Source organism: Pseudomonas fuscovaginae SE-1 (assembly GCF_000364705.1).
In the GTDB taxonomy this organism is placed as follows: domain Bacteria; phylum Pseudomonadota; class Gammaproteobacteria; order Pseudomonadales; family Pseudomonadaceae; genus Aquipseudomonas; species Aquipseudomonas fuscovaginae_A.
The window spans coordinates 25,762-37,376 of the sequence record NZ_AQOH01000035.1; the positions used below are offsets into that span (position 1 = coordinate 25,762).

Annotated in this window: 10 protein-coding genes; all 10 read right to left on the reverse strand. The window is 63.1% G+C overall.

Going from position 1 to position 11,615, the window contains the following annotated elements:
• Positions 1-56 precede the first annotated feature (56 nt).
• The 10 genes from K675_RS0104540 to K675_RS0104585 all read right to left on the reverse strand — a co-directional run bounded on the left by K675_RS0104540 (position 57) and on the right by K675_RS0104585 (position 11,526).
• Positions 57-1,244 carry a GGDEF domain-containing protein gene (locus K675_RS0104540; protein WP_017902324.1) on the reverse strand — a complete coding sequence of 396 codons (1,188 nt, stop codon included), beginning with the start codon at positions 1,242-1,244 and terminating at the stop codon, positions 57-59.
• A 121-nt stretch (positions 1,245-1,365) separates the two neighbouring features.
• Positions 1,366-2,850, reverse strand: a complete 1,485-nt coding sequence (locus tag K675_RS0104545; protein WP_017902325.1) for a hypothetical protein — start codon at positions 2,848-2,850, stop codon at positions 1,366-1,368.
• Positions 2,844-4,790 carry a putative bifunctional diguanylate cyclase/phosphodiesterase gene (locus K675_RS0104550; RefSeq protein ID WP_020481035.1) on the reverse strand — a complete coding sequence of 649 codons (1,947 nt, stop codon included), beginning with the start codon at positions 4,788-4,790 and terminating at the stop codon, positions 2,844-2,846. The genes K675_RS0104545 and K675_RS0104550 overlap by 7 nt, the downstream gene beginning before the upstream one ends.
• A gap of 493 nt (positions 4,791-5,283) precedes the next feature.
• Entirely contained in the window at positions 5,284-6,036 is a 753-nt protein-coding gene (locus tag K675_RS0104555; protein WP_026144926.1) for a LexA family transcriptional regulator, read from the reverse strand.
• Positions 6,037-6,265: 229 nt separating this feature from the next.
• Positions 6,266-6,793: an inorganic diphosphatase gene (ppa, locus tag K675_RS0104560; protein WP_017902328.1), complete on the reverse strand. Its 528-nt coding sequence runs from the start codon at positions 6,791-6,793 to the stop codon at positions 6,266-6,268.
• 144 nt (positions 6,794-6,937) lie between these two features.
• On the reverse strand, positions 6,938-7,750 hold the full coding sequence (locus tag K675_RS0104565; RefSeq protein ID WP_017902329.1) for a zinc-dependent peptidase: 813 nt from the start codon (positions 7,748-7,750) through the stop codon (positions 6,938-6,940).
• Positions 7,751-7,754: 4 nt separating this feature from the next.
• Complete coding sequence (locus K675_RS0104570) at positions 7,755-8,408, reverse strand: DedA family protein (RefSeq protein WP_017902330.1); 654 nt, start codon at positions 8,406-8,408, stop codon at positions 7,755-7,757.
• Positions 8,409-8,738: 330 nt separating this feature from the next.
• Positions 8,739-9,197 carry a GNAT family N-acetyltransferase gene (locus K675_RS0104575; RefSeq protein ID WP_017902331.1) on the reverse strand — a complete coding sequence of 153 codons (459 nt, stop codon included), beginning with the start codon at positions 9,195-9,197 and terminating at the stop codon, positions 8,739-8,741.
• A 107-nt stretch (positions 9,198-9,304) separates the two neighbouring features.
• A complete protein-coding gene (gene eutC, locus K675_RS0104580) occupies positions 9,305-10,135 on the reverse strand; it encodes an ethanolamine ammonia-lyase subunit EutC (protein ID WP_017902332.1) in 831 nt (276 codons plus the stop codon).
• Positions 10,132-11,526 carry an ethanolamine ammonia-lyase subunit EutB gene (locus tag K675_RS0104585; protein ID WP_017902333.1) on the reverse strand — a complete coding sequence of 465 codons (1,395 nt, stop codon included), beginning with the start codon at positions 11,524-11,526 and terminating at the stop codon, positions 10,132-10,134. The genes eutC and K675_RS0104585 overlap by 4 nt, the downstream gene beginning before the upstream one ends.
• Positions 11,527-11,615 lie beyond the last annotated feature (89 nt).

An 11,615-nucleotide genomic window follows, 5' to 3' on the forward strand; every position in this document is an offset into this window, starting at 1 on the left:
GTTATCAGGCACTGCCAACTTTCGCGACTGGGCGAAGGGGGGCCGCTGTACGCAGGTTAGTCGAGCGGAACATCGGGAACCCGATGCACCACGAGGGGGCCCTGCGCCACTTCCACCCGATTACGACCCTTGTCCTTGGCTCCGTACAGCGCCTCGTCCGCCAGCGACAGCAACCGTGACAACTCGTACCCATTCTCGCATGTCGTCACCACCCCGATACTCACGCTGAGCAGGCCCGGCTCCAGCAAGGTCAGCGCGGCAAACTCGCGGCGGATGCGTTGCGCCACGTCAATGGCCTCGGTTTCGCCGCATTCCAGCAGGCAGGCGAACTCCTCCCCGCCGATGCGTCCGAACACGTCCTTTTCGTGCAGCGCCCGGCTCATGACCCGGCTGAAGGCGATCAGCGCCTGATCGCCCATGGCGTGGCCGAAGGTATCGTTCAGTCGTTTGAAATGGTCGAGATCGCAGAGCAATAGCGCCGCCACCGCCTTCCGTCGCTTGCAGGCTTGCAGTCGGCGTTCTCCCCGATCCATGAATGCACGGCGGTTGCCGACGCCGGTCAGGGCATCGCTGTAGGCGGCCGCCTTGAAGCGAAGCTCGGCACGCTCCTTGACCATCGCCAGGGTCATGTAGGCAATGCCGATCACGTAGACCATGGCCTCGAACAGCAGCAACGAAAAAAATGACGTGCCCTTGCCGGTATCGGTCAGTGTCTGGTCCAGCCCCAGGCCGGTGTCGTAGAACGCCCGGATGTAATAGAACACCGTGTGCAGCAGAGTCAGGAAAAAGGCTGGCAGGTAGGAGACTTCGAGACTTTTCTGGCTGCGCCAGAACTCCAGCACCGTGACCGATCCGTAGACGGCAGTCAGCAGCGAGTAGGCGGTGACCCGCATGCTGAGCGACTCCATGAAAGCGGGCACCAGGCACAGGGCCAGCCAGGCCCCCGCACCGGCCAGCATGCCTGGCAGCGACGGCGCCCGTCCGGCCAGTATCCGCATCGCCGTCCAGTTCATCGCGGCGCTCAGCAACAGCACGACATTGCCCAGCACCAGGGGCACGAAGTCGATACCCATGCCCCGCAGGCTCACCAGCACCATGCCCAGCGAAGCCAGCAGCATCGTGCCGGCCAGATAGGCGAGCGGTCGTTCGCGGGTTTCACGGCTCCAGGCGTGCAGGGTCAACAGGCCCATCACGCAGAAAATGAGCACCGACACGATGAGCAGGGTCGGGATGTGAAGCGTCATCTACTGAAGCTCCTTTACCTGGCGCCCAGAGGGTCTTATGGCTAAAGGATGGCAACTGTACCTCAGTTGCTGCGTGGTTTACCGCACTCCTTGACGGCGCCTGCCGGAGACTGGCCGAGCTTCAGATGCCAGGTCCGGTGACTCGCGCCGGCAGCCTGGCCAGACGATCCCAGCCGTCGGCATCGATCCCGGAGCAGTTCTGCAACGACAGCTCCTCCAGTGGCAAGCGCTCCAGCGCAGGTACCACGGCCGAAGTGATCCGCGATTCTCCCGTGCTCGCCGTGAGCGTCAGGCTGCGTAGCGGCAGATGGACAAGTTGGGCGACGCCTGCGTCGGTAAGCCAGGGGCTTTCATACAGGCCCAGACGTCGCAAGGGCAGGTCGACCAGACAGGCCAGGTCGGTGTCACGCAGTTCCAGGCCGCCGATCTCGAGCTCTTCCAATGGCAGGCCCAGTTCGACCAGCGTCCGCAGCGCCTTGCCGTCGACGCCATTGCAGAAGTTGAGGTTCAGCCGTTTCAGCGGCAGGCCGGCCAGTTGCTTCAGTTCCCTGCCGGTGATGTCGTTCAGGGAAAGATCCAGCGACTCCAGCGCCAGGCCACGCAGGTCGCTCAGGATATCAGCGCTGATGCCCTGTACATCGCCGAGCCCCAGCCGCTTGAGCGGGAATGCATGCAGGGTATCGAGCCGCTCGATCATCGCCTGCGAAGCCTTCAGGTCCAGGTCGATGAGCGGCATGCCTTCCAGCTTGGCAATATCCTCCTCGCTGACATAGGCGGACTGCAGGGACAGCCGTTCGAGCGGCAGCCCGCGAATGGCCTGCAAGGTGGTCTCGTTCGCGTAGCAATGATCGAGGCTCAGCGAGCGCAAGGCTGTCAGGCTGCGCAGCCAATCCGGGTTCTGCAGTAGGGCGAGACGTCCCCAGCCAAGCGACAGGTGTTCGAGTGGGTGTCTGGACACAAGGGCCATGCCGCGGGAAGTGAGTTGCTCGATGCGCTCCAGTTCCAGGGAGCGCAACTGCAGGTGCGACAGTGCGAGCAGGCCGTCGTCGGTGATTTCATCGCAACGGTTCAGCGACAGTTCCTGCAGTGCGCTGTTATCGAGTTGCCGAAGGAACGTGTCGTCGAAGTCATCACCGTGGGTTGTCAGCTTCAGCCGACGCAGCCGCTCGGCCGACGGCAGGCAGGTCTCGTTGTCCGTACGGGAAAAACCGCTGATCTCCAGGGTCTCCAGGGCCAGGGCGGGCAGGCGTCGCCAGAGTTCCTGGTCGCAACTGAAGTTCGGGGCATGGAGTACCAGTGTGCGCAGCGGCAGCCCGGCCAGGGCATCCAGCCACTCCGGTTCGGCATCGCTCAGCGCCAGGCGATCGACCGGCAGACCGCGCAGTTGCGGCAGCCAGGCCCTGGGCCGGTTGGTGTGGGGTTTGGCGTGCCGCTCGGCGATCACCTCAAGAGCGGCCGGATCGCCCAGGCCGGCGGCAACCTGCAGGCCATCCAGGGCCACGTCGGCGGTGTCGAGCAGGTCGCGATAAAGTGCGGCACGCAGTGCGACATCGTCGGGGGCGGCGGCAAGTCGGTCCAGCAGGGCCTTGCGGTTGGGATTCAGCACTGGGCACGTTCCGTCGTATTTTCCTGGTCGAGCCAGGCTTGGACCGATGCCGGCGACATCGGTTTGGAATAGAAGTAGCCCTGGACCAGCGAGCAGCCGAGGCTGGCCAGGGCGTCCAGCTCGTGGCGGGTCTCCACGCCTTCGACAATGCAATCGAGCTGCATGTCCAGGCTCAACGCCACCAGCGATTTGACGATCTTGTAGCTGGCCGGTTTCTCATGCAAGCCGGTGACGAAGCTGCGGTCGATCTTGATCTTGGTGAAGGCCAGCGAGTGCAGTTGGCTGAGGCTGGAGTAGCCGGTGCCGAAGTCGTCGAGGGAGATGCCACAGCCCAGCCGGCGGAAGCCGTCGATGGTCCGCTGCACCTGGACGAGATCCTGCATGGTCGCTGTCTCGGTGATTTCCAGGTCCAGTCGCCGGGGATCGAAACCGCTCGTCACGATCACCTCGACGATCTGCTGCGCCACTTCGTCCGACGCGCAGTCGTGGGCCGAGAGGTTGAACGACAGGCGAATGTCGGCCGGCCAATCCTTGGCGGTCGCCAGCGCCTTGCGCAACAGGGGCGGGGTCAGGCGGTTGATCAGGCCGATCCGCTCGGCCACCGGGATGAACCGGTAGGGAGAAACGTCGCCCAGCTTGGAGTTGTGCCAGCGTGCCAGTGCTTCGAAGGACACGGTACGCCCGGTGCGCAGGTCGATCACCGGCTGATACACCAGGTGGAACTCCTGCTCGATGTCCGCTCGGCGCAGAGCCTGCTCCGTCACGCCTTCATGCAGCAGTTGCTGGTGGTGGCTGGCAGTGAACATCGACAACGCCCCGCGGTTGGTACGCTTGCTGTGGTAGAGCGCATAGTCGGCGTACTCGAACGCCTCGATGGCATTGGTCGCCATGTCCGGGAAGGTCGCGATGCCCAGGGAGCCGCCGATCTGCACCGGCAGGTCGGTGAGCAGGAACGGTGTGGCCAGAGCGTCGCAGACCCGTTGGCCGAAGGCCGCCAGCGCCTGGTCATTGGTATCGTTGGCCAGGATCAGGGCAAACTCGTCGCCGCCCAGGCGCGCCAAGTGCATGTTGTCTTCCAGCAGGCTGTTCAGGCGCTGCCCCACCTGAGCCAGCAGGCGGTCGCCGACGCTGTGGCCGAACTGGTCGTTGACCGGCTTGAAACCGTCGAGGTCGATGATCCCCACGGCCAGGCGCGTGCCGCTGGCCTCGGCGTTGGCCATCTCGCGGTCGAGGGTGCTGAAGAACTGCCGGCGGTTGGGCAGCCCGGTCAGGCTGTCCTCGTTCGCCAGCTTGAGGTTTTCGTCACTCAACTGCTCGGCCTTGGCCTGGGCGTCGACCAGCCGGGTGAAGGCCCGGTAGTGGTTGTTGAGGATCACCAGCATGGTCATGGACACCAGCAGCACGTTCAGCGCCGTGGCTGTAAAGGCGGCGTTGCCCATGCTGGAGAAAAACACCACGAACACCAGGTTGACGATCAGCGCCGTGCTCTGCGCTGCCGGGCGCAAGTGCATCATGCTGAAGATCACGCCGATGACGGTGATCGCCATGTAGAAGGCAACGTGGGATTGCGCGTAGATGTCGCCATAGGGAAACAGCGCCAGTGACCAGAAGGTGAAGGCCGTGGCAATCGGCGGAGCCAGGAGATTGGTCCGCACCAGGGCACGGGCGATCAGTTCGGGCGCTGGCGGATGATGCCGCATGCGCCACCACATGCCGCCGCGGATGCCGCAGATCAGGGTCATGGCCATCGGGATGTAGAACACCAGCCAGTCTGGCGCATTGTCCAGGTGGGTCATGACCAGCGCCCAGGTGTTCACGATCAGGATGAAGTACATCAGCGGCAACTGACGCGACAGCGCGACGTACTGGGCCCTGAGCAGCCTTGGATTATCCAGGGGGGGGCTGATGAGTTTTCGGAGTTTCTTGAATAGGCCAGTCATTATCTCGAGAGCCTCTGTGGCCGTGGTCGATACAGCTCCCTCTGCCTGAGGGCGGCCTGGTACATGCCGCGTCAGGTTGCTCAGGCGACCGCAGGCCGATCTGTGCCGGCTGTTCCCTTTGTTTCGGCTGGGCGGGCGAGTTCTGGAGGGGGCGGCGTGGCTTTTGGCTGGTTTAGCGAATGAGAGGCGATCAACGGCGCTGCCGGGTCTCGCAAAATGTCGGGCATTAAAAAGCCGGCTTGTGGCCGGCTTCTCGGGGACGGGTTTGGCTCATTTTTGGTAAGCCTCGCCCGCCTTCAAAAGGTACATGCGCAAAGGCGATGTCTGGTCGGGAGACCCTGTGCGGCAGTCTTGCACAGGGTCTGTGGCAGGCTGACCCGCTTTCGGGGGACGCTGCCAAAATGTGGGGCGCAGGATACCCACATTTGCGACATATGCCCAGCGAAAACCGCCATGCAGAGCTGTCGTTTTCAGATAAACCAACATTTCGACACTATTTGCTGGGCACCGGTGGGCGGCGCTTGTTCAAGGTCGACCACCAGAACACCCAGCCGAGGATCCGAATGCCCTGGCGTTCGATCTGTTCGGCGCTGAAGATCTCGTCGGGGTATTCGTCGTTGTTGTGGCTGCGTAGCCGCAACGCGCCCGCCGGCAGGCGGTAGACGTATTTCACCCGGAGCATGCCGTCGTGTTCCAGGGCATAGATTTCACCGTCCACCACCTGGGTCAGGCTGCGGTCGATGGCGATGGTGGAGCCGTCCTCGATTTTCTCGGCCATGCCGTTACCGGTCATCGGTGCGCAGATGGCCTTGTCCGGGTCGACGCCCATGGCCTGCAGGATCCGATACGGCAGGCGCACCTTGCGGCCGGGGATCGCGCTGACCTGGGTCTGTTTGGAACCCGGTCCCGTCGGGGTTTCCTTGTACAGCGGAACCTGGACATCGTTGCGTTCGGTGGCGGCCAGGTCGTCGCGGGCCGAGTAGTGTTCGCCGGCCCCTGGCCGCAGGGCGTCGGCCTCTGCCTCAGCGGCAGAAGCACCGGGGTGTTTCGGACCCTCGCCCGTTCGTAGCCAACGGCTGTTGACGCACAACAACTCCGCTATCTCATCCATGCGGGCCATGGGGATGCCACGCTTGAACCAGTTATTGACGTGCTGCGGCGTCACCTGCCGATTGGCAGCGAAGTCCGAAGCGGAAAGATGGCACTCCCGCAGGAGCGCTCTTAAGCGATCACCTGATGTATTCATGAACACAGAGTTTACTGGCGTGCCACACCTGTTTAAATAAACGAGATGTTCAAAAATAGCGCTCAAAATCACACAATGTGATTGATTTTGTTGACTATTCCTACTCTTGTGCATGGGCGCCCGTTTCGCACTGTTTAGTCATTAAACGCCCTGTTTGTCCCGGGGTAAACGGGCATAAAAAAACCCCGGCGGACCGGGGTTCTTCAGCAGCGCTTGTCAGCAGGGCGAATCAGCCCTTGAAGGCGGCAACCGACTTGGTGATTTCGGCGCGGGCAGCGTCAGCATTGCCCCAGCCTTCGATCTTGACCCACTTGCCTTTCTCGAGATCCTTGTAGTTCTCGAAGAAGTGCTTGATCTGCTCCAGCAGCAGGGCTGGCAGGTCGGTGTATTCCTTCACGTCGACGTACAGCTGGGACAGCTTGTCGTGAGGAACCGCGATCACCTTGGCATCGCCACCGCCGTCGTCGGTCATGTGCAGGATGCCGACCGGACGGGCACGGATCACCGAACCTGGAGCGACCGGGTAAGGGGTCACGACCAGCACGTCGAGCGGATCACCGTCGTCGGCCAGGGTGTTGGGGATGAAACCGTAGTTGGCCGGGTAGAACATCGGGGTGGCCATGAAACGGTCAACGAACAGGCAGTCGCTGTCTTTGTCGATTTCGTATTTGATCGGCGCGTGGTTGGCCGGGATTTCGATCGCGACGTAGATGTCGTTCGGCAGGTCTTTACCAGCCGGAATCTTGCTGTAGCTCATTGGGCGATGCCCCCGTTAGTGGACCAGGAAACCTGGTTGGATTGACCAAAAAGTGGCGGCGATTATAGGCACATTCCGGGGTGGATGCCACGTGTCGCAGGACGTGCGGAGAGTCTGGCACAGGGTGGAACGGCAAATGCCGGATCAGTCCGCGGCCTGGTAGCGTGGGTCGTGCGCCTGCAGGTGGCGCAGTCGCGCCAGCGGGTCCTGGCGGTAGAACGCGCGCAGTTGCTCGTAGACTTTGGGATAGGCCGTGTCCAGTAAATCCGGGGCACTGAAGAAGTATTCGCTGGTCACCGCGAAGAACTCCGCCGGGTTTTCCGCAGCATAGGGATCGATGGCGGTTTCGGCATCGGGGTCGCGGTCCAACTGGCGGTTGAGGTCGTCATAGGCGTGTTGCATCGCCTGGGCCCAGTCGCCGACCCGCATGTCGCCGTGCAACGGCGGCAGACCGTTGGCATCGCCATTGAGCATGTCGAGCTTGTGCGCCAACTCGTGGATCACCAGGTTGTAGCCTTCCCAGGCACCACTGGCGAGCACGCCGGGCCAGGCGAGAATGACCGGGCCACGGTGCCAGGCTTCGCCGCTGTGCTCGGCGTCCCACTCGTGCTCCACGCCCGCGGCATCGCGATGGCGTTGCGGGCTGAGGAAGTCATCCGGGTACAGCACGATTTCATGGAAGCCCGAATACCACGCCAGGTCGCCCAGGTGCAGCAACGGCAACTGCGCCTGGGCCGCCAGCAGCAGTCGACTGTACTGATCCAGCTCGACGCCCGGCAGGGCACTGAGGTGCTTGTCGGCGAGGAACAGCACGCTGTGCTCCAGCAACCAGCGGTCCTCGGCCTCGCTCAGGCCGTCGAGAAAACTCAGGTGCTCGCGCACCCGTTGCCAGGTTTCGTCGGCAACGGGATGGCGGGCGAGGGTTCGGCGGCGGCGCCAAGCGCTCAGCGACCACACGGGCTCAGTGGGTCTCGGCTTTGGATACACCGGCAAAACGGCTGCGCAGTACACCGATGATCATCGGTATCAGCGACAGCAGGATGATGAAGACCACCAGCAGCGACAGGTTCTTCTTGATGAACGGCACGTTGCCGAAGAAGTAGCCGAGGGTCACCAGGCCACCGACCCAGAGCACGGTGCCCAGCACGCTGAAGGCGAAGAACCGCGCATAGGGCATCCTGCCGACGCCGGCGACGAACGGGGCGAAGGTCCGCAGGATCGGCAGGAAGCGCGCCAGGGTCACGGTCTTGCCGCCGTGGCGGTCGTAGAAGTCGTGGGTCTTCTGCAGGTAGTCGCGACGGAAGATCTTCGAGTTCGGGTTGCTGAAGAGCTTTTCACCCGCCGTGCGGCCGATGATGTAGTTGGTACTGTCACCGAGGATCGCCGCCAGCATCAGCAGCCCGCCCAGCAGCACCGGGTCCATGCCGCCGCCGGCCGCGACGGCTCCGGCGATGAACAGCAGCGAGTCGCCGGGCAGGAACGGCATCACCACCAGGCCGGTCTCGCAGAAGATCACCAGAAACAGGATGGCGTAGATCCATGGCCCGTAATTGTTCACCAGCATGTCGAGGTACACATCGAGATGCAGGATTAGGTCCAGCGGGTTGAAATCCATGGGTGGCACCTGTGTTGACGGTCTGGATCGGCAGACCTGCGCAAAAATGGACACGTAGTTAACTACATCGAATGTAGTTTTTTCGTACATTGATTTGAAATCGGGATTATAAGAGCTGGAGAGGATTCTGCTTACCGAGTTTGTAGCGAGGGATGTCTTGCGGTGCCCCTGCGAATGTGTGCCGGTGGTGGGCCTGGGGCCCTCTTCGCGGATGAATCCTGCTCCCATCAGCATCGTTCGCAGGATTCATGCACGGTGCGAGTGCTTGTGGGAGCCGGCGTCCCGGTTTATCCGCGAAAAGGGCGCCGCAGGATTTCGAGAGGGCGCCTGTCAGTCGTCGCTGATCGGCAGCACGTAGTTCTTGAACTCGGTGTCTTCGCGAAAACCGATGGACTCGTAGGTTTTCTGCGCCACCTTGTTGTCGCTGCTGGTGGACACCCGCAACCGCACGGCCTGGGTCTCGCGGGCCATCTTCTTGGCGGTGCGCATCAGGTTGTCGGCCACCAGTTGGCGCCGGGCATCCTCGGCCACGTAGATGTCATTGAGAATCCACACGCGCTTGAGCGACAGCGAGGAAAAGCTCGGGTAGAGCTGGCAGAAACCCAGCAGCTTCTTGTCGTCATCGTCGGCCAGTGCCAGGTAGATCACCGACTCCTTGCGGCGCAGGCGCTTTTCCAGAAAGCTGCGGGACGAATCGGGAAGGGGCAGTGAACCGTAGAATTCACGGTATTTGACGAACAGGGGCGTCAACAGGTCCAGATGTTCCAGGGTCGCTTGAGTAATCCGCATAGATCAGGCCTCAACTTCGTGGATATGACGGCAAACGGTTCACTCACTCGGGCAGCCGCTACGCCGATGCTGCCCAAAGCGTCGCAAAAGAGCAATCCGGATGACGGTCAGTCCCTGGGTGGACCCAGTAGGAAGTTGCCGTTGGAGTGGACATCCGATTCGCTTTCCAGTGTTTGCACTTGGGCCTCGTCCTTGAGATTGACCCCCGACAATTGTCGGCGGCAGGCTTCTTTCATCAGGTACAGCAGTTTGTGGGCGGCCAGGCCGTAGCTCATGCCTTCCAGTCGCACATTGGAGATACAGTTGCGGTAGGCATCGGTCAGGCCGACTCTGGGATTATAGGTGAAATACAGCCCCAGGCTGTCCGGAGAGCTCAAGCCAGGGCGTTCGCCGATCAGGATCACCACCATTTTCGCGCCCAGCAGCTCGCCGATCTCGTCGGCGACGGCGACGCGGCCCTGTTCCACCAGGATCACCGGCGACTGCGACCAGCCTTCGGCTTCGAGCTGTTCTTCCAGGCGGGTGAGGAACGGCACGGTATGCCGATGTACGGCCAGCGCCGACAGCCCGTCGGCGACGACGATCGCCAGGTCGACACCGCCCGGATGGGCCTGGGCATGCTCGCGCAGCCGTTGGGCCGAGGTATCGTTGAGCTTGCGGCCCAGGTCCGGGCGCTGCAGGTAGCTGTGGCGGTCATCGGCGGCGCTGTGCAGCAGCAGGGTCTGCCGCCCGCGCTCGGCCAACTGGCTGGCGAGCCCGGCGTGGTCGAAGGGCAGGTGCACCGCATCGCGAGCCTGGGCGTGGGCGAACTGGAAGTCCAGTTGCGCGCGGGTTGGCAGGCTGGTGCCGGTACGGCCCAGGGCGATCCGCGCCGGGGTCAGGCGGCGCAGCTCCAGCCAGGGGTTGTCGCTGTCGATCTCGTTGGCCATGTCATTCATCCTAGCTGCTCCAGGGCCTGGCGGAACGCCGGCGGCAGGTTGCTGCCGAAGCGCACCTTGCCGTCGGTCTGGGTGAAGATGCCCATCTTCGCCAGCCACTGCTCGAACTCCGGCGCGGGCTTGAGGCCCAGGGTCTGCCGGGCGTAGAGGGCGTCGTGGAACGAGGTGGTCTGGTAGTTGAGCATGATGTCGTCGGAGCCGGGAATGCCCATGATGAAGTTGATCCCGGCGACGCCGAGCAGGGTCAACAGCGTGTCCATGTCGTCCTGGTCGGCTTCGGCATGGTTGGTGTAGCAGATGTCGCAGCCCATGGGTACGCCCAGCAACTTGCCGCAGAAGTGGTCTTCCAGGCCCGCACGGATGATCTGCTTGCCGTTGTACAGGTATTCCGGACCGATGAAGCCGACCACCGTGTTGACCAGAAACGGCTTGAAGTGTCGGGCCACGGCGTAGGCGCGGGTTTCGCAGGTCTGCTGGTCGACGCCGAAGTGGGCGTTGGCCGACAGCGCGCTGCCCTGGCCGGTCTCGAAATACATCAGGTTCTGCCCGAGGGTGCCGCGATTGAGGCTCAGTCCGGCGTCGTAGCCTTCCTGGAGGATCTTCAGGCTGATGCCGAAACTGGCGTTGGCCGCCTCGGTGCCGGCGATGGACTGGAACACAAGGTCCAGTGGCACGCCGCGGTTGATCGCCTCGATGGAGGTGGTGACATGGGTCAGCACGCAGGCCTGGGTGGGAATTTCGTAACGCTTGATCACCGCGTCGAGCATGTTCAGCAGGTCGCAGATCGAACTCAGGCTGTCGGTGGCCGGATTGATGCCGAGCATGGCGTCGCCGTTGCCATAGAGCAGGCCGTCGAGCACGCTGGCGGCGATGCCGGCCGGGTCGTCGGTGGGGTGGTTGGGCTGCAGGCGGGTCGACAGCCGGCCGCGCAGGCCCAGGGTACCGCGGAACTTCGTCACCACGCGGATCTTCTGCGCCACCAGCACCAGGTCCTGCACGCGCATGATCTTCGACACCGCGGCGGCCATCTCCGGCGTCAGCCCCGGGGCCAGGGCGCGCAGGCTCTGTTCGTCGGCGGCCTCGCTGAGCAGCCAGTCGCGCAGGCCACCGACGGTCAGGTGGCTGACGGCGGCGAAGGCCTGCTTGTCGTGGGTGTCGACGATCAGCCGGGTGACTTCGTCGGCTTCGTAGGGAATCAGCATTTCCTCGAGGAAGTGCTTGAGCGGGATGTCGGCCAGGGCCATCTGGGCCGCGACCCGTTCGCCGTCGTTCTGCGCGGCGACGCCGGCGAGAAAGTCGCCGGAGCGGGCGGGGCTGGCCTTGGCCATGACTTCCCTGAGGCTGTCGAAGCGATAGGTCTGGGCGCCGACGGAATGGGCGAATGTGGCCATGGGGCGGTGTCCTCCTGGATCCGAACTGTTTCTGTGGCATCCGACGTGGCGAGTGGGCTTGCCCACGCTCGGCTGCGTAGCAGCCGTAA